The organism is Salinispora fenicalii, assembly GCF_000514815.1.
Lineage (GTDB): Bacteria > Actinomycetota > Actinomycetes > Mycobacteriales > Micromonosporaceae > Micromonospora > Micromonospora fenicalii.
On record NZ_AZWQ01000018.1, the window covers coordinates 26,996 to 44,777 of the forward strand.

At 69.2% G+C, this 17,782-nt stretch carries 16 protein-coding genes; 6 read left to right on the forward strand and 10 right to left on the reverse strand.

Features of this window, described 5'->3' with window-relative positions; genetic code table 11:
* The first annotated feature begins 308 nt into the window (after nt 1-308).
* A complete protein-coding gene (locus tag B116_RS0108180) occupies nt 309-980 on the forward strand; it encodes a hypothetical protein (RefSeq protein ID WP_027659754.1) in 672 nt (223 codons plus the stop codon).
* Here B116_RS0108180 and B116_RS0108185 read toward each other — a convergent pair.
* From B116_RS0108185 to B116_RS0108195, 3 genes are read right to left on the reverse strand one after another with little or no spacing between them, the layout of a single operon-like run.
* Nucleotides 960-2,021 (reverse strand): type III polyketide synthase, encoded by a 1,062-nt coding sequence (locus tag B116_RS0108185; protein ID WP_033667427.1) that lies wholly within the window; start codon nt 2,019-2,021, stop codon nt 960-962. The genes B116_RS0108180 and B116_RS0108185 overlap by 21 nt on opposite strands.
* Nucleotides 2,022-2,055: 34 nt before the next feature.
* Nucleotides 2,056-3,219 (reverse strand): acyl-CoA dehydrogenase family protein, encoded by a 1,164-nt coding sequence (locus B116_RS0108190; protein WP_027659756.1) that lies wholly within the window; start codon nt 3,217-3,219, stop codon nt 2,056-2,058.
* Complete coding sequence (locus B116_RS0108195) at nt 3,216-4,007, reverse strand: methyltransferase domain-containing protein (RefSeq protein ID WP_027659757.1); 792 nt, start codon at nt 4,005-4,007, stop codon at nt 3,216-3,218. Before B116_RS0108195 ends, B116_RS0108190 begins: the two co-directional genes overlap by 4 nt.
* Nucleotides 4,008-4,052: 45 nt before the next feature.
* Between B116_RS0108195 and B116_RS0108200 the strand changes: the two genes are divergently transcribed.
* The 4 genes from B116_RS0108200 to disA all read left to right on the forward strand — a co-directional run bounded on the left by B116_RS0108200 (nt 4,053) and on the right by disA (nt 8,558).
* Nucleotides 4,053-4,985 (forward strand): UbiA family prenyltransferase, encoded by a 933-nt coding sequence (locus B116_RS0108200; protein WP_027659758.1) that lies wholly within the window; start codon nt 4,053-4,055, stop codon nt 4,983-4,985.
* 137 nt (nt 4,986-5,122) lie between these two features.
* Nucleotides 5,123-5,776 (forward strand): hypothetical protein, encoded by a 654-nt coding sequence (locus B116_RS0108205; protein WP_027659759.1) that lies wholly within the window; start codon nt 5,123-5,125, stop codon nt 5,774-5,776.
* A gap of 28 nt (nt 5,777-5,804) precedes the next feature.
* Entirely contained in the window at nt 5,805-7,250 is a 1,446-nt protein-coding gene (radA, locus tag B116_RS0108210; protein WP_027659760.1) for a DNA repair protein RadA, read from the forward strand.
* 132 nt (nt 7,251-7,382) lie between these two features.
* The gene (gene disA, locus B116_RS0108215; RefSeq protein ID WP_018720970.1) at nt 7,383-8,558 is read left to right on the forward strand and encodes a DNA integrity scanning diadenylate cyclase DisA; all 1,176 of its coding nucleotides are present in this window, start codon (nt 7,383-7,385) and stop codon (nt 8,556-8,558) included.
* Between the two features lie 108 nt (nt 8,559-8,666).
* On the opposite strand, the gene B116_RS0108220 is transcribed toward disA, so the two are convergent.
* From B116_RS0108220 to B116_RS0108230, 3 genes are all read right to left on the reverse strand, one after another.
* The gene (locus tag B116_RS0108220) at nt 8,667-9,380 is read right to left on the reverse strand and encodes a hypothetical protein (RefSeq protein WP_027659761.1); all 714 of its coding nucleotides are present in this window, start codon (nt 9,378-9,380) and stop codon (nt 8,667-8,669) included.
* A gap of 197 nt (nt 9,381-9,577) precedes the next feature.
* Nucleotides 9,578-10,141 carry a peptide deformylase gene (locus B116_RS0108225; RefSeq protein ID WP_018720972.1) on the reverse strand — a complete coding sequence of 188 codons (564 nt, stop codon included), beginning with the start codon at nt 10,139-10,141 and terminating at the stop codon, nt 9,578-9,580.
* Nucleotides 10,138-10,650, reverse strand: coding sequence for a glycine cleavage system protein R (locus tag B116_RS0108230; protein WP_027659762.1), 513 nt, complete (start codon nt 10,648-10,650; stop codon nt 10,138-10,140). Before B116_RS0108230 ends, B116_RS0108225 begins: the two co-directional genes overlap by 4 nt.
* Before the next feature lie 129 nt (nt 10,651-10,779).
* On the opposite strand from B116_RS0108230, the gene B116_RS0108235 reads away from it, so the two are divergent.
* The gene (locus tag B116_RS0108235; protein ID WP_027659763.1) at nt 10,780-11,679 is read left to right on the forward strand and encodes an HhH-GPD family protein; all 900 of its coding nucleotides are present in this window, start codon (nt 10,780-10,782) and stop codon (nt 11,677-11,679) included.
* A 65-nt stretch (nt 11,680-11,744) separates the two neighbouring features.
* On the opposite strand, the gene B116_RS0108240 is transcribed toward B116_RS0108235, so the two are convergent.
* From B116_RS0108240 to B116_RS0108260, 4 genes are all read right to left on the reverse strand, one after another.
* Complete coding sequence (locus B116_RS0108240; RefSeq protein ID WP_018720975.1) at nt 11,745-14,279, reverse strand: ATP-dependent Clp protease ATP-binding subunit; 2,535 nt, start codon at nt 14,277-14,279, stop codon at nt 11,745-11,747.
* Between the two features lie 548 nt (nt 14,280-14,827).
* On the reverse strand, nt 14,828-15,178 hold the full coding sequence (locus tag B116_RS0108245) for a histone-like nucleoid-structuring protein Lsr2 (RefSeq protein WP_033660423.1): 351 nt from the start codon (nt 15,176-15,178) through the stop codon (nt 14,828-14,830).
* A gap of 117 nt (nt 15,179-15,295) precedes the next feature.
* Nucleotides 15,296-16,804: a lysine--tRNA ligase gene (gene lysS / locus B116_RS0108250; RefSeq protein ID WP_027659764.1), complete on the reverse strand. Its 1,509-nt coding sequence runs from the start codon at nt 16,802-16,804 to the stop codon at nt 15,296-15,298.
* Nucleotides 16,805-17,011: 207 nt separating this feature from the next.
* Nucleotides 17,012-17,770 (reverse strand): type III pantothenate kinase, encoded by a 759-nt coding sequence (locus B116_RS0108260; RefSeq protein ID WP_027659765.1) that lies wholly within the window; start codon nt 17,768-17,770, stop codon nt 17,012-17,014.
* Between the last annotated feature and the right edge of the window lie 12 nt (nt 17,771-17,782).

The window sequence follows — 17,782 nt, forward strand, 5'->3', positions numbered from 1 at the left end:
TTTCGCTGTGTCTAGGGTAACACGCTCAGACACCGGTGTCTCACCGCTGCCCTGACCGTTGGCGCAGCTCAGGGGCTCTGTGAGAGGGATTTCTTCAGTTTGACCGGCAGTCAGACCGAAGCAATGAACACGCTCCGTAACGGCAATGTGCCGCCACGACTGAGTGACGAAACCCGGGATCCAAGACGATGCGCTCAACTCATGGTAGCCCGCATCGCGGGCCCACGCCCATGCCTGGCGGGAGCGGGACCAGTACGGCAGGCTGAACAAGAGCCTGCCTCAGGCTCGCCATAATTCCAGGGAGTTCGATGGGTAGGCCCACCGCAGACGACGACTCCGGACTGCCGGACCTGCCACCCGAATGGGGCCGGGTGGTCGTACCGGACAACGCCGCCGAGCTCTCAGCCGAAGCCAAACAGGTCCGCCGGGAACTGAACCGTCCGCCCCCATCCGGTTCAGTCGCGCCTGCGCTACTGGCACTCCTGGTGACCCTGGTCACCGTCTTGGCCGGGCTGAGCGCGACCATCTGGGCGCAACTGCCCCCCGCCCCGGCCGCGTCAACCCCGGCCACGCCGGCACCGCCAGCCGACTTGATCGGGCGAACCATCCCCGCGTTCGACTTGGTGGACAACGGTCAACCGGTACCGCTGCGGGGTCTGCTGCCCGCCGTTATCCTCCTCACCGACGCGTGCGCCTGCCCGGCCGAGGTGGCCAACGCCGTCGCCGTCGCGCCGCCCGGGGTTTCCGTGATCATCATCAACCCCGACCCCGCCGTACGCGAGTCGCCCCCGGCCTCGGCCCCCACCCTTCGTACGCTCGACGACCCGGCCGACGGGTTGCGCGCCTTTCTGCGCCTGCCGCCCCGGACCGACGTGGTCAGCGCGCTGCTCGTGGACCGCACCGGCACGGTGCAGAAGGTGCTCCCCGAGTTCCGCTCCACCGCCGACTTCGAACCCGAACTAGCCCGCCTCGCCGGCTGACCGTTCGAGGAGGCCCGCGTACAGGGTCAGGCCCGGGCCGAAGGCCAACATCACCACCCGTCCCGCCGGCGCGACCGCTCGGTGCAGTCGATCCAGCACCAACAACACTGTCGGCGACGAACAGTTGCCGTGCTCGGCCAGCGTCTCCCGGGACGCCGCCAGGGCGGCCGGCGGCAGGGCCAGTTCCCGCTCCACCACGTTGAGGATGCGGGGGCCGCCCGGGTGCACCGCCCAGCCATCCACCTCCGACCGGCGCGTGCCGTACCGGGCAAGCAGGCTGTCTACCAACGCCCGTACCTGCGTGGAGAGCACCTGCGGCACCTTCGGCGACAACCCCATCCGGAACCCGGTATCGGTGACATCCCACGTCATGTGATCGGCGGTGGAGGTGTCGGTCACCGAGGCGACCTCACGCACCGCGTACCCGGGGCCACCGGGCACAACCACGGCGGCCACCGCGGCGTCGGAGAAGAGCGCGTGCGAGACGATCTGCTGGGTGTCCACCCGGGCGGTGGCGGGCTGAATGTGCAGGCTGGTCAGCTCGGCGCAGAGCAGCAGGGCGGGTCGGCCCCGGGCGGTCACGAAGTCGCTCGCCACGCCCAGCCCCGGCAACGCCGCATAGCAGCCCATGTGACCGACGAAGACCCGCTGCGCGTCCGGTGCCATGCCGAGGTCCCGGGCGAGGAGAATGTCCAGCCCCGGGGTTGCGTAGCCAGTGCAGGAACAGACCACGAAGAGCCCGACGTCGCCGGCGGCCAGCCCGGCGGCGGTGAGCGCCCGTCCCACCGCCTCCTTGCCCAGCGGCAGCGCCTCCACCTGATAGCGCCGCATCCGCCGCTCGGTCGGCCAGTCGGAGACATCCTCCAGCACCGGATTGACCGCAGCCTGCCGGCGCTTCACCCCCGAGTTGGCGAAGATCCGTTGGGCCAGAGCCCGGGTGGTTCCGGAGAAGTGCCGCGCGAAGAAGCCCTCCCACAGCTCACCCTGGTCGGCCGACGGCGGATGCGCCGTACCGATTCCCGCGATCACCGGCACGGCCATGATGCCCACCCTTCGTTCTGCTCTCCCGGCACGTTCACCAACGAGGGGCCGACCCGTCACGGTCCGGGTCACCACCGAGCACGGCGATGCCGAGCCAGTCCGCACAGACGTCGGAGGTGGCGGGGTGCAGCGAACCGCAACGCGCATCCCGGTACAGCCGCTCCAGCGGATGCCCCCGCCGAGTGGCCGCGGTGCCGGCCGCCTCCAGCACCGAGGCCGCCACGTCGGCCGCGGTGGTGCCCGCCAGCAACTTCGCCCGCCAGACCCAACGGTTCGTCTCGGCGTCACCGGGCGCCTCGTCCACCCGCCGGGCCGCCTCCGCCACCACCAGGTCCGCCGCGGCCACCGCCGCATCGGCGCGACCGAGCCGGGCCCGGACCGCCGGCAGACCGCCGAGGTCACGGGCGTTCAGGTGCTCGGCCGCGGCGTCAATCGCCGCGCGCGCGACCCCGACGTAGACCGCGGCGTAGCTCGCGACCAGCCAGTGCGGCATCAACTGCGCGACGACCAGAGCCAGCCCCTCGACCCCGCCGAGCAGCCGGTCTGCCGGCACCGTGACCTCCAGGTGCAGATCATGCGAGGACGTCGCCCGCATGCCCAGCGAGTCCCAGGTCTCCTCGACGGCCAGCCCGCCTCCCGCCGGCACCAGAAACTGGGAGACCACCGAAGGATCAGCCGCGCTACGGGCGGCCACCAGATAGCCGTCGGCGTGGCCGGCGCCGGAGCAGAAGGTCTTGCTGCCCTTAATCCGCCAGCCGCCATCAACCGGCTCGTACACCGTGCTGAGCCGCGAAAGCCGGGCCCCTGCCCCGCGTTCGCTCATCGCCACCGCGTACCAGGAACCATCCGCCGCCGCACGCAGCAGCCGGTCCCGCGCCGCCAACGCCGCGTCCGGCAGACCGAGCGTTTCGGCCAGTTCCTCGGTCACCGCGCCCAGCGCACCGGTGACCGAGGCGTGCATGTTGAACACCAGCGCGGTCGCGCCGTTTCCCCGGGCCAGCTCGGTCGCGACGGCCGCGTACTCCCCGAAGGTGGCGCCCAGGCCGCCAAGCTCCCGCGGCACCATCAGGCCGAACAGGCCCGCCTCCCGGAGGTCTCGGAAATCGTCGGCCGGGAAGGTGCCATCCCGGTCGTGGTCAGCCGCCCGAGCGGCGAATCGCGGCGCCAACCGACGGGCCACCTGAACAGCCTGCATCATGCGACCGTCCCCTCCTTGGGTACATCCGTCCGCGTCTGATCGCGCTCGCGCCGGCCCCAGCCCTGGTCACGTCGGCCCCAGCCCTGGTAGAGCACTGCGGTTGACCAGGTCGGCACGATGCGTGGAGGCACCCCGCCCGCACTCCCTGCCCGCCGGGCCAGCCAGCCGAGCATCCGGGTCAGCTGCGGTCGAATCCCACGCACCCGCAGGTCAACACCGTGCCGGGCGCATTCGGCGGCCAACGCGCGGGCATCCACGAACAACCGTGGGTCGTGGATCCCCCGTGGGACCGTGGGCAGCCGCTCGCCGATGTGGACGGCGAGTAGGCGACTCAGCGCGGTGTCATTGAGCGTGTCGAGGACGAGCAGCCCGCCCGGGCGGAGTAGGCGGCAGGCCTCGGCCACCACCGTTCGCCAGTCGGGAACGTGCTCCAACAGTTCGCCCGCGGCCACCACGTCGGCGCAGCCGGAGGCGAGCGGCACGGCGGTCGCGTCGGCGTTGACCACCGTCACGCCATGCCCGGCGGCCTGGCGTAGCGCCGAGCCGGTCAGGTCGACCCCAACATGTCGATAGCCCTTGCCGGCCAGGTGCGGGGCGAGTAGCCCGGCACCGCAGCCGAGATCGACCAGAAGGGCGGCGGGGTGCGACGCCGCAGGCACCAACGCCGCCCGGGACTCGGCCAGCCAGTGCAACATGGCGAACGCGCCGTCCGGCCGCCACCACTCCCCGGCCAGGTCGTCGTACTGGCGCGGATCATTGCGCGGCAGGGTGCGACCCGCGTCTGGCATGGACTGAGCGTGGCACGACTGCCCGGTAACGACCAGACTTCCCTCATGACCTCCTCAGTGCTACGGCGTGTCGCGCGGGTGCTGACCCGGCCAGACCAAGCCGGGCCCGCAACCGGCGACGCCGGCTCGGGAGCGACCCGCACCCGGCGGGTGGTGGCCCTGCTCCGGGCCAGTCATCCCGAGCCCGCAGCCGCGGTCACCACCGTGGCTGGCCTGCTCGCCTGGGGCGTCGGGCACCGGCCGGCGGGGGTGGTCGCCGTGGTGCTCACCGTGGCCGCCAGCCAACTCGCCGTCGGTTGGACCAACGACGCGCTCGACGCAAAGCGGGACATCGTGGTCGGGCGACGCGACAAGCCGGTCGCCGCCGGTCTGGTCAGCCGCCGCACAACCGCTCTAGCCGCGGTCACGGCCACGCTCGCCACCCCGGTGCTCGCGCTGACGACGAACCAACCCGCTGCGGCCGTAGCCACCGCCGCCCTGATCTCCGCGCTGCTCTACAACTGGCCGCTGAAGTCCTCACCACTGTCGGTCCTGCCCTACTCGATCTCCTTCGGGTCGTTGCCGGCCTTCGTCGTGCTGGCCCTGCCGGCCGCTGGAACCCCACCGGTCTGGCTGGTCACCGCCGCAGCCCTGCTCGGCGCGGGCGCGCACTTCGCGAACGTGCTGCCCGATCTCGATGACGACGCCCGCACCGGGGTCCGCGGGCTGCCCCACCGGCTCGGCGCGGGCGGCAGTCGAATCGCGGCCATCGGACTCCTTCTCGCCGCGACCGCCGCCCTGGTGTTCGGGCCGCCCGGACCACCGTCGCCGGTCGGGCTCGCCACGGTGATCGCCGCCCTGCTGATACCACCGCTCCTCTGGTGCGGCGAGCGCGTCACCAACCGCACCAAGAACCGGTCGGTGGCCGCCTTCCGAGCAGTTCTGATAATTGCTTTCATCGATGTGCTTCTGCTCGTGACCAGCGGACCGTTGATCTGAGCACGCCCGCAGAGGTGGCATCCCCGGGTCGGCGTGCGGAACTGGATCAGTCCCAACTACCCTGGAGCGCGGTCTGCACGGGCATGGCCACCGTGTCCGGCGTACGACCGGGCCCGATCATGACGAGGAGGACCGACGTGACGCGCTCGATCAGGGGTTCCCGCCGGTCGGCCCTGTTGCTGGCCGGATTGGCAACGAGCGGGCTACTGCTCACCGGATGCAGCGCCGGCCAGGTTGCCGAGACTGCCGGAACCGTACCGTCGGTTCAGGGCGTCAATGTCGCGAGCAAGAACGGTGACTTCGCCGTTCGTAGCCTGCTGATCGCCTATCCGGGGGTGGATGGCTACCAGGCCGGCGACGACGCGAACCTGGACGTGGTCCTCTACAACGACTCGCCGGACCGGGTCATCGTGACCGTCACCACCGAGGACGCCCGGGACATCGTTCTCAGCGACCCCCACGCCCCGCTCGGGGAGGGCTCGTCCACGACGACTACCGAGACCGAGGCCCCCGCTGGCGGACCGACCCAAGTCGCGGTGCCACCGCTGAGCTACGTGCAGCTCAACTCGGAGACCTCGACGGTGCTGCGGCTGATCGGACTGAACACGCCGCTGCACGTTGGTGAGGCCATCTTCGTGACCTTCGACTTCGGTGGCACCACGATCCGGGCAGCGGCTCCGGTCTCCGTGCCGCTGAGCCCGGCTACTCCCCCAGAGCCGATCATCGAGCGCCACACCGGCTTCGAGGAGTTGGAGGACGGGCACGGTGGTGCGGGTGGCGCCGGGCACTGACCGCCGACGCGACGGTTAACGTCCTGGGGTGACCACCTCCCGATCCTCCCGCGCCGGTGCGACCGGTGGCCGCGCCCGCGCCGCCCGCGAGCCCCGCCCCGCCTACGAGTGCGACGCCTGCGGTCACCAGCCACCGAAGTGGGTTGGCCGCTGCCCGGAGTGCGGCGAGTGGGGTTCGGTCGTCGAGTGCACGCTGACCGGCCCGACCGTCTCCGGCCGGGTAGTCAGTTCTCGGCTGCCGGCCGAGCCCGCACGACCAATCGCCACCATCAGCGCCGCGCCCGCGCGTGCCCGCCCGACCGGCGTCAGTGAGCTCGACCGGGTGCTCGGCGGCGGCCTGGTTCCGGGCGCGGTGGTGTTGCTCGCCGGTGAGCCGGGGGTCGGCAAGTCGACCCTGCTACTCGACGTGGCGCAGCAGTGGGCCGCCGGCGGCGCCAACCCATCGCTCGTGGTCAGTGGCGAGGAGTCGGTCAGTCAGGTCCGGCTACGCGCCGAACGGATGGGCACCCTGCACGAGCAGCTCTATCTGGCGGCCGAGAGCGACCTCGCCGCGGTACTCGGGCACCTGGACGCGGTCAAACCGGGGCTGCTGGTGCTGGATTCGGTGCAGACGATCTCGACCACCGGCACCGAAGGAGTGCCCGGTGGGGTGACCCAGGTCCGTGCGGTCACCGCGGCCCTGGTGGCGGTCGCCAAGGAGCGGGGCATCGCGACGCTGCTGGTGGGGCACGTCACCAAGGACGGCCAAGTGGCCGGCCCCCGGGTGCTGGAACACCTGGTTGACGTGGTGCTGCACTTCGAAGGAGACAAGCACTCGTCCCTGCGGTTGGTGCGGGGGGTGAAGAACCGGTTCGGTGCGGCCGACGAGGTCGGCTGCTTCGAGATGCACGAGGGCGGCATCAGTAGCCTGGCCGACCCGTCCGGGCTCTTCCTCACCCGCTACTCGGAGCCGGTTCCCGGCACCTGCGTCACCGTGGCGATGGAGGGGCGACGTGCCCTGGTCACCGAGGTGCAGGCGCTGATCGGGGCGACCGTGGCCGGGTCGCCCCGACGGACGGTCTCCGGGCTCGACTCAGCCCGACTCGCGATGGTCCTGGCGGTGCTCCAACGACGTACGGAGCGGTTGACCCTGCACGATCGGGAGGTCTTCGCGGCCACTGTTGGCGGCATCCGGGTCGTCGAGCCAGCCGCCGACCTGGCGGTCGCCTTGGCGGTCGCCTCCGGCGGACTCAACCTCGCAATCACCCCGCACCTGGTGGCGATCGGGGAGGTCGGCCTCACCGGTGAGGTGCGCCGGGTGGGGGCGGTGCCACGCCGGCTGGCTGAGGCGACCCGGCTCGGCTTCCGGCTCGCCCTCGTGCCACCGGGCTGCGGTCCGGAGAGCACCGGCGTCCGCGCCGACCAACTGCGAGTGATCGAAGTCAGTGATGTCCGGGCCGCGCTTCAAGCCGTCGCGCGGGCATCTGCGGAATAACCTTCAGCCCGTCGATACAGAAACTTCCGGATGAATCACCATATAGACGGCGGAATCAGTTAATCCGGGCAGCACGACACATCACAGTAACCGCGGCAGCACCCACCGCAGAGTAGTCCGTAGACTGTCCCCGTGCCGACCGACCGCGACACCACCAAGCCTGCCGGCGCGACACCGTACGCCCGCACCGGTGCCGTCGGTTCGCCCACCCGTCCGATCAGCGTGCACGTGACCGGCGGCGCGGCCAGCGACCCGCTCCGCGCCAACCTGGCCCTGATGGCCCCCGGCACCGCCCTGCGCGACGGGCTGGAGCGGATCCTCCGCGGACGCACCGGCGCCCTGATCGTCCTAGGCTACGACAAGGTCGTCGAAAGCCTCTGCACCGGCGGCTTCCCGCTCGACGTGGAATTCTCCGCCACCCGCGTACGTGAACTGTGCAAAATGGATGGCGCCGTGGTGCTCTCCAGCGACGGTAGCCGGATTGTCCGGGCAGCAGTGCATCTGATGCCCGATCCCGCGATTCCCACCGAGGAGTCCGGCACCCGGCACCGCACCGCCGAGCGAGTCGCGCGTCAGACCGGCTACCCGGTCATCTCGGTGAGCCAGTCCATGCGGATCATCAGCCTCTACGTCAACGGCCAGCGGCACGCGCTGGACGATTCGGCCGCCATCCTCTCCCGAGCCAACCAGGCGCTCGCCACGCTCGAGCGATACAAGCTACGCCTGGACGAGGTCTCCGGCACCCTCTCCGCCCTGGAGATAGAGGACCTGGTCACCGTTCGGGACGCGGTCGCCGTCGTCCAACGGCTCGAGATGGTCCGTCGAATCGCCGACGAGATCGCCGGATACGTGGTGGAGCTGGGCACCGACGGCCGGCTCCTCGCGCTGCAGCTCGACGAGCTGATGGCCGGTGTGGACGCCGATCGCACCCTGGTCATCCGGGACTACCTACCCACCGGCCGCAAGTCACGCACCCTCGACGAGGCCTTGGTCGAGCTGGACCTGCTGACCGCAACCGAACTGATCGACCTGGTCGCGGTCAGCAGAGCGATCGGCTACCCGGCCGCCGCCGACGCACTCGACGCCGCACTCAGCCCCCGCGGCTTCCGGCTACTGGCCAAGGTTCCGCGGCTGCCGGTGACGATCGTTGACCGCCTGGTGGGGCACTTCGGCAGCCTGCAGCGGCTGCTCGGCGCGACCGTAGAGGACCTGCAGGCCGTTGAGGGCGTCGGAGACGCCCGGGCCAGGGGTGTCCGAGAAGGCCTTTCCCGGCTCGCTGAGGCATCGATCCTGGAACGCTACGTCTGACCCCGCCGATGGCACGGCACCGGCGACGAGCCGACGCCCGACCTACTGGTGTGCGGTACGCCCCGCGGTCCGCCGGGGCGCGATCCCGTCGACTGAAGTACAGCTCCGTCAGCCGGTGACCTCAAGCTGCACGGGCTTGCTGTACTTCGTGCCGACCCGGGCGAACACCTCATAGGTGCCGGGCGGGGCCTCGGGGCCGGTGGCGACCCCACCTTGACAGCGGGTGTGGTCGTTACCATTCCAGGTGATCCAAAAGGACCGCACGCCGCCCGGCGTGAGCGAGTGGACATCCGAGCCCTCGTTGGTGCCACAGGTGTCGGAGGACCAGACCATCGCCGCCCCATCCTTGACGAACAGCTCCTGTAGGTCCGCGCCGACATCCCGGCTACAGGTCCGGTCCGAACTATTCTGGATCTTTAATTGCAGATCAACGGTGCTGCCCTGACCCATTGACTCCGACTGGACAATGGCGGTCACGCTGATCTCGCTATCGGCGCAGGTTCCAGCGTCGGTGACCGGGGGAGCTGGCGGTGCTGGGGCCGGGTCGTCCGGCTCACTCGACTCGGACGACTCGGAGTTGGGCGGCTCCTCCCCGCCGGCATCGCCCGAGTCATCCGGGGGCTCCGGCTGCTCAGTGCCCGCCGGGGTTTCGGAGTCGCCGGAGGACTGCTCTTGCCCGCTGGCATTCTTGTTGGCGGGCTCCTCCGAGCTACCCCACGAGGAGTAGAAAACCACAACCAGGAAAAGGAACACCGCTCCGAGCACAACGGCACGACGCCGCCAGTAAACGGCTGGGGGCAAGGGGCCGACCGTCAGACGCATGATGTCCTACCGTAGCGGCGTCGCATGCGGCAACCGACAGCGACGCGCCGAGCCAGCCTCCGCCAACGGAAGCTTTTCTCCGCTTACGACCACTCAGGTCGCCGAAGGTGTAGACATACAAACGGAAGGTAACCTAGGCCGCTGCGGCCGAGTCACCTTCTCCCGGCCGACCAGTGGCTCGGAGCCGGGACCGGTGATCAGAGGTACACCTTGCGCTGGTACACGGCGTGGGCGCCGGCAACCCGGTCCAGGAACAGCAGACCTGAACAGTGGTCGATCTCGTGTTGCAGGGCCCGTGCCTCGAACGCATCGGTGACCAACCGAACCATCGCTCCGGTCCCGGGCAGGGCCCCCTCGACCACCAGGTGACCGGCACGTTTGACGTCACCGGTCAGATCCGGCACGGACATACACCCCTCCCGTCCAGCCTTCCATCGACTGGCCTCCACCACGACCGCGTTGCACAGCACAAACGCACCGTGCCCGGTGCCGGTCTTCGGATGACCGGTGACATCCACCGCGAAGACCCGGGCACCGACCCCGATCTGCGGGGCGGCCAGACCGACGCAGCCCGGAGAGACGCGCATCGTGGCGACCAGATCGGCCGCGAGGCGTACCGTCTGCTCCGCCGTCGGATCCACCTCGTCACCGGCCCGGCTGAGCACCGCGGCCGGGGCGCACACCACCGGTCGCACCTGACCCGGGGGGCCCAGCACGTCCAACGTCCAGTCGCCGAGGCCGGCGGACTCCGCACGGTTCACAGCAGGTCCGGATCTGCTGGCCGGAGGGTTACCTCCACCCCGAGCTCGGCGGCGGTCGCCGCCAACCGTGTTGTCACCTGCTCGACCCCTCCCGGTGGCAGCTCGACCTCAGCGAGGACGACGTAGAGCGCGCCGGCGAGCCGGGTACTCAGATCCGTGACGTTGCCGCCCGCCTCCGCGAGCACCCGGGTCATGGCGGCGACGATGCCCATCCGGTCAGCGCCATGCACTGCCAGCACGTACGGCGTGCCGTTCGGCGCCTGCTCCGCATCCGGCACCACCGCGCGTACCGTCGCCAGTAGCCGACCATCGGCGGCGAGCGGCGCCAGCGCGGCCTCGGCCTCGGCGACGGCCGGGCCCGCGCAGATCAGCGTCATCGCGAACTGTCCTCGGAGCCGGGTCATGGTGCTATCGGTGAGGTTCGCACCGAGGCGGGCGAGTGCCTCGGCGACATCGGCCACGATGCCGGGCCGGTCCCGGCCAATGACGGTGATGGCGAGCTCGCTCATCCCCAGATTCTCCCCGACCAGTCCCAGAACGCCACCCATAAACCCCCGGTCAACCACTTGTCGGGACTGGTCAGCGGGGCTGGCCGCCGGAGGAGCGCGCATCCCACGGCGTGACATGATCGACCGACGATGACTGAACCGACCTTCACCACCCGGGTCAGCCGGTGGTACACGCAGCATGCGCGGGACCTGCCGTGGCGGCGCCCTGAGGTTGGCGCCTGGGCCATCCTCGTCAGTGAGGTGATGCTCCAGCAGACCCCGGTCGCCCGGGTGCTGCCAGCCTGGACGGACTGGATGGCCCGCTGGCCAGCCCCGGCCGACTTGGCGGTGGAGCCGCCAGCAGAGGCGATCCGAATGTGGGGGCGGCTCGGCTACCCACGACGGGCGGTCCGACTGCGCGAGGCCGCGGTGGCGATCGTGGAGCGGCACGACGGGCAGGTGCCGAACCGGCTGGAGCAGCTGCTGGCCCTGCCGGGAGTTGGCACGTACACGGCGCGGGCCGTGGCCGCGTTCGCGTACGGGCAGCGGCACCCCGTGGTGGACACCAACGTACGACGGGTGATCTGTCGGGCGGTCGCGGGTGAACCGGACGCCGGGCCCGCCACCCGCCCGGCAGACCTAGTCGCCGCCGAGGAGCTACTGCCGGCGGAACCGGCCGCCGCTGCGCTCGCCAGTGCCGCATTCATGGAACTGGGAGCGGTGGTCTGCACGGCCCGGTCACCGCGGTGCGGGAGTTGTCCGGTCGCTTCGATCTGCGCCTGGCGGGCCTCCGGGCAGCCAGCGCCGACCGGCCCCACCCGACGTCCGCAACGGTACGCGGGCACCGACCGTCAGGTCCGTGGACTGCTGCTCGGCGTGCTCCGGGAGGCAACCGCCCCGGTGCCCCGGCAACGCCTGGACCAGGTGTGGGCCGACGAAACACAACGCTTTCGGGCGTTGGCCGGCCTGGTCGAGGACGGCCTCGTGGAGCAGGTCAACGAGGCGTGTTTCCGGCTGACCGGGGACGGACCGCCGGTCCTCGTCCGCTGAGCACGCGCAACGGCCCGATGGCGATCGCCATCGGGCCGTTGCGCGCTCGGTTGGACCTGCCCGGCCTACGCCGTGTCGTCCGCTCCCGTGGCGGCGCCGCCGAGGTCGGCTGGGACCGCATCCGGCAGTTCGGCCGGTTTGTCGGTGCCACGGAAGGTGAGGGTGGAGGAATCGATATCGGCCGGATCACCGTCGCAGTCAACGATGACGATCTGGCCGGGGTTGAGCTCGTTGAACAGGATCCGCTCGGAGAGGTTGTCCTCGATGTCGCGCTGGATCGTGCGGCGTAGCGGCCGGGCACCGAGAACGGGGTCGAAGCCCTTCGTCGCGAGGTACTTCTTGGCGTTGTCGGTGAGCTCCAGCCCCATGTCCTTGTTGCGCAGTTGGGTCTCGATCCGGCCGATCATGATATCGACGATCGAGAGAATCTCCCGGTGGCGCAGCTGGTGGAAGACGATGGTGTCGTCGATCCGGTTAAGGAACTCCGGCCGGAAGTGCTGCTTGAGCTCGTCGTTGACCTTCTGCTTCATCCGGTCGTAGTTCGAGTCGGAGTCATCAGAGGCCTGGAAGCCCAGCGAGACCGCCTTGGCGACATCGCGGGTACCGAGGTTGGTCGTCAGGATGATGACCGTGTTCTTGAAGTCCACGATCCGGCCCTGACCGTCGGTGAGCCGCCCGTCCTCGAGGATCTGCAGCAGCGTGTTGAACACGTCCGGGTGGGCCTTCTCGATCTCGTCGAAGAGAACCACGCTGAACGGCCGCCGACGGACCTTCTCGGTCAGCTGCCCGCCCTCGTCGTAGCCGACGTAGCCGGGAGGCGCACCGACGAGCCGGGACACCGTGTACCGGTCGTGGAACTCGGACATGTCCAGCTGGATCAACGCGTCCTCGCTGCCGAAAAGGAACTCCGCGAGGGCCTTGGACAACTCGGTCTTACCAACCCCGGACGGGCCGGCGAAGATGAACGACCCAGACGGCCGCTTCGGGTCCTTCAGACCGGCCCTCGTACGGCGGATCGCCTTCGATACCGCCTTGACCGCGTCCTCCTGGCCGATGACCCGCTTGTGCAGCTCGTCTTCCATCCGCAGCAGCCGGGAGGTCTCCTCCTCGGTCAGCTTGTAGACCGGGATACCCGTCCAGTTACCGAGCACCTCGGCGATCTGCTCGTCGTCGACCTCGGTGACGACATCCAGGTCGCCGGCCTTCCACTCCTTCTCCCGCTGCGCCTTCTGGCCCAGCAGCTGCTTCTCGGTGTCCCGCAGCTGCGCGGCCCGTTCGAAGTCCTGCGCGTCGATCGCGGACTCCTTGTCCCGACGCACCTGCGCGATCCGCTCATCGAAGTCCCGCAGGTCTGGCGGCGCGGTCATCCGCCGGATCCGCATCCGCGCACCCGCCTCATCAATCAGATCGATCGCCTTGTCCGGCAGGAATCGATCCGAGATGTACCGGTCGGCCAGGGTCGCCGCCGCCACCAGGGCCGCGTCCGTGATCGACACCCGGTGGTGCGCCTCGTAGCGGTCCCGCAGCCCCTTCAGGATCTCAATGGTGTGCGCCAACGACGGCTCACCCACCTGGATGGGCTGGAACCGGCGCTCCAACGCGGCATCCTTCTCCAGGTGCTTGCGGTACTCATCCAGCGTCGTCGCGCCGATGGTCTGCAGCTCACCCCGCGCCAGCATCGGCTTCAGAATGCTTGCCGCGTCGATCGCGCCCTCGGCGGCACCCGCACCCACCAACGTGTGAATCTCATCAATGAAGAGAATGATGTCACCACGGGTACGGATCTCCTTGAGGACCTTCTTCAACCGCTCCTCGAAGTCACCCCGATACCGGGAACCCGCTACCAATGCACCCAGGTCTAGGGTGTACAGCTGCTTGTCCTTCAGCGTCTCGGGCACCTCGCCCTTGACAATCCGCTGCGACAGGCCCTCGACCACGGCGGTCTTACCCACACCCGGCTCACCGATCAGCACCGGATTGTTCTTCGTCCGCCGGGACAGCACCTGCATGACCCGCTCGATCTCTTTTTCCCGACCGATTACCGGATCAAGCTTGCCCTCACGGGCCGCCTGCGTCAGATTGCGACCGAACTGGTCCAGCACCAAGCTCGTCGAGGGAGCGGCCTCACCTGGCGCGGTCCCCGCCGCCGCCGGCTCCTTGCCCTGATAGCCCGACAGCAGCTGAATCACCTGCTGACGGACTCGATTCAGGTCGGCCCCCAACTTCACCAGCACCTGAGCCGCCACGCCCTCACCCTCACGGATCAGGCCCAGCAGGATGTGCTCGGTGCCGATGTAGTTGTGCCCGAGCTGCAGCGCTTCCCGCAGCGACAGCTCCAGCACCTTCTTGGCCCGCGGGGTGAACGGAATATGACCACTCGGCGCCTGCTGGCCCTGCCCGATGATCTCCTCTACCTGCTGACGCACGCCCTCGAGAGAGATCCCCAGACTCTCCAGCGCCTTCGCGGCAACGCCCTCACCCTCATGGATCAGGCCCAGCAGAATGTGCTCAGTACCAATGTAATTGTGGTTGAGCATCCGGGCCTCTTCTTGGGCCAGGACGACAACCCGACGCGCTCGGTCGGTGAACCGCTCGAACATGCCCTCGTGCTCCTCACATACCGTGCGCCTCGATGGTCTAGATCGTGGCGGGGCCGCTGCGTGAACGCCCGGGATGGGCGTCCGTGCCTTTTAACTCTATCGCCGTGGGCCGACTCCGCTGGGGTCCTGTGTCCCCCGGTGGCGCCGGATACGCGCTGTTTTGCCCAACCGTCCGCGCTCAGCAGGTGTTCCGGTAGCAGCGCTGCTACGCGCAGAGCGAAATTCGGCCGCCGCTGGATCGGCCCCACGACAGCCTGGAAACCGTCACTAGCCCAAAAACAGCCCATCCCGCCCCAGCCACGGCCCGAGCCCAGCCACGGGCCCCAGCCCAGTCACGGCCCCCGACTCAAGCTCCAGTCGCGGCCACGGCGACACCGTAGAGCCCGCCGCCGGCAGCGCCACCCTTTCCCCCGCCACCGCGCCGCCGGCAGCGCCACCCATTCCCCCGCCGCCGCGCCGCCGGCCCGAGACACAGCAAACGCCGACCCGAGACACAGCAACGCCGACCCGGAGTATCTAGCTCCGGGTCGGCGTCCGCCAAATACCGGTCAGTGGCCGGCGCGAGCGTGGTACTCGTCCACGATCTCCTGCGGGATGCGACCCCGGTCGGAAATCTCCTTGCCGGCCTTCTTGGCCCAGGCCCGGATCGCCTTGTTCTGCTCACGATCGGCGGTGGCACCGCCCCGGCCCCGGGCGGCCCGGCCACCCACGACCACGCCACCCCGGCCCACCTTCGTGCCGTTGGCGACGTACGCGGCGAATACCTCCCGCAATTTCTCGGCGTTGACGCTCGACAGGTCGATCTCGTACTGAACGCCGTCGAGGGCGAACTTGACGGTCTCGTCAGCGTCCCCGCCATCCAGGTCATCGACCAGCTTATGAATGATCTGCTTGGCCACGTCCCACATTCCTTTCCAGCAGGGTGCAGCGGTTCTGCGAATCCCGCAAGAGCACAATAACCCGGATGACGCTCCGCGCGTCAATAGGATCCGGTTCCGAGCCGGGTGGTCCGACCGTCACTCCGGTCGGACCAGCGGGAAGAGGATGGTTTCCCGAATTCCCAGGCCGGTCAGCGCCATGAGGAGCCGGTCGATTCCCATTCCCATACCACCAGACGGTGGCATTCCGTACTCCAGGGCCCGGAGAAAGTCCTCGTCGAGCTGCATCGCCTCGTCGTCGCCCCGCGCTGCGAGCCGCGCCTGGGCCACCAGACGCTCCCGCTGAACAACTGGATCCACCAACTCGGAGTAGCCCGTACCCAGTTCGAAGCCGAGCACGTAGAGGTCCCACTTCTCGGTCAGGCCCGGCTCGGTGCGGTGCGCCCGGACCAACGGGCTGGTCTCCTCGGGATAGTCCCGAACGAAGGTGGGCTCCAGCAGACCCGGGACCACCAGCTCCTCAAACAGTTCCTCGGCCAGCTTGCCCGGACCCCACTTCGGGTCGACCGCCAAGTCCACCTTGTCCGCGTACTCGACCAGGCGGGTCCGCTCCGTGCGAACCGTGACCTCCTCTCCGAGCGCTTCGGAAAGGGAACCGAACAGGGTCACCGAACGCCACTCACCGCCGAGGTCGAACTCGCGACCATCCGCGTGGGTCACCACCGTCGAGCCGCCGACCGCGAGCGCCGCCCGTTGGATGAGATGACGGGTCAACTCACCGATCGTGTCGTAGTCGCCATACGCCTGGTAAGCCTCGAGCATCGCGAACTCCGGCGAGTGCGACGAGTCGACACCCTCATTGCGGAAGTTACGGTTGATCTCGAATACGTGATCTACGCCACCGACGAGCGCCCGCTTGAGAAATAGTTCCGGAGCGATTCGCAGATACAGATCGGTGCTGAGCGCATTGCTGTGGGTCACGAATGGGCGAGCGGCCGCACCGCCGTGCAGCAGTTGGAGCATCGGGGTCTCCACCTCAAGGAAGCCCCGCTCGTGCAGCGATTCCCGCAGACTGCGAACCGCAGTCGCCCGGGTACGAACCATCTGCCGGGCCTGCGGACGAACGATGAGGTCGACGTAGCGCTGCCGGACCCGGGCCTCCTCACTGAGCGGCTTGTGCGCCACCGGCAGTGGGCGAAGGGCCTTCGCGGTAACCGCCCACCCCTGCGCCAAGACTGACAGCTCACCGCGCCGACTGGTGATCACCTCACCGGTCACCCCGACGAGGTCACCGAGGTCCACCAGCCGCTTCCAGTCCTCAAGCCGCTGCGCGCCGACCCGGTCCAGGGAGAGCATCGCCTGCAGCTCGGTCCCGTCGCCGTCCCGGAGCGTGGCGAAGCAGAGCTTGCCGGTGTTCCGCACAAAGATCACCCGGCCGGTGACCGACACCTGGTCACCCGTGGCCGTGTCGGTGGGCAGGTCGGCGTAGCTCTGGCGGATCTCGGCGAGCGTGCTGGTCCGCGGATAACCGAGCGGATACGGTTCGATGCCCTCGGCGAGCATCCGGTCCCGCTTCTCCCGGCGGACCTTCATCTGCTCCGGAAGGTCGTCGGCGGGGTCAACTGGTACGGCGTTCTGCTCGATCACGGCGCGCTTCCTCAGGCAGAGAATTCGGGCGGGGTCAGCCCCCGAGCGTACTCAAGGGCTCTCGCGAGGGACATCGGATAGCGGCCGCCATGACCGAACCCACGCCCACACCATCGTTCGGGGGGGGCGGCGACGACCGATAGCAACCGCAGTAGCCGGGATCCCTCAGTCTGGCTACCGGCCGTACCGTACTCGGCAGGGCCTGGCTCAAACGTTGCGGTCGTAGACCATCCGGAGCCCGATCAGTGTGATCATCGGCTCGTGGTGGGTGATCGTCCGGCACTCCTTCATCACCAACGGGGCCAGCCCCCCGGTGGCGATCACCGCCTTCACCGGACCCAACTCCTCCACCATCCGCTCAACGATCCGATCCACCTGCCCGGCGAAGCCGAAGTAGAGGCCGGCCTGCAGACATTCGACCGTGTTCTTGCCGATCACTGAACGCGGCCGGGCGGCCTCGACCTTTCGCAGCTGGGCGGCGCGGGCCGCGAGCGCGTCGAAGGATATCTCGATGCCGGGGGCGAACGCCCCGCCCAGGAACTCGCCCCGTCCACTGATCACGTCGAAATTGGTGGTGGTGCCGAAGTCAACGACGATCGACGGGCCGCCGTAGAGGTTGTACGTCGCGAGCGTGTTAACCACCCGGTCGGCACCGACCTCCTTGGGATTGTCGATGGCGAGCTGCACCCCGGTCCGCACGCCGGGTTCGACGATCATGTGCGGCACGTGGGCGTAGTAGCGGTCCAGCATCGTACGCACCGACCGGAGCGCGGCGGGCACCGTCGAACAGGCCGCCACTCCGCTGATCTCCACCTCGGCACCGGAGAGCAGACCCCGGAACATCAACCCCAGCTCATCCGCGGTTGACCGCGGATCCGTGTTGATCCGCCACGAGTGCACCAGTTTGTCGCCATCGAAGGTCGCCAGTACGGTATTGGTGTTTCCGATGTCGATGCAGAGCAGCACACCCACAGCCTA

Bases quoted from the DNA above. Each gene is read 5' to 3' on its own strand.
- B116_RS0108180 (WP_027659754.1), top strand. From the start codon at position 309: ATGGGTAGGCCCACCGCAGACGACGACTCCGGACTGCCGGACCTGCCA.
- B116_RS0108185 (WP_033667427.1), bottom strand. From the start codon at position 2,021: ATGGCCGTGCCGGTGATCGCGGGAATCGGTACGGCGCATCCGCCGTCG.
- B116_RS0108190 (WP_027659756.1), bottom strand. From the start codon at position 3,219: ATGATGCAGGCTGTTCAGGTGGCCCGTCGGTTGGCGCCGCGATTCGCC.
- B116_RS0108195 (WP_027659757.1), bottom strand. From the start codon at position 4,007: ATGCCAGACGCGGGTCGCACCCTGCCGCGCAATGATCCGCGCCAGTAC.
- B116_RS0108200 (WP_027659758.1), top strand. From the start codon at position 4,053: ATGACCTCCTCAGTGCTACGGCGTGTCGCGCGGGTGCTGACCCGGCCA.
- B116_RS0108220 (WP_027659761.1), bottom strand. From the start codon at position 9,380: ATGCGTCTGACGGTCGGCCCCTTGCCCCCAGCCGTTTACTGGCGGCGT.
- B116_RS0108230 (WP_027659762.1), bottom strand. From the start codon at position 10,650: ATGAGCGAGCTCGCCATCACCGTCATTGGCCGGGACCGGCCCGGCATC.
- B116_RS0108235 (WP_027659763.1), top strand. From the start codon at position 10,780: ATGACTGAACCGACCTTCACCACCCGGGTCAGCCGGTGGTACACGCAG.
- B116_RS0108240 (WP_018720975.1), bottom strand. From the start codon at position 14,279: ATGTTCGAGCGGTTCACCGACCGAGCGCGTCGGGTTGTCGTCCTGGCC.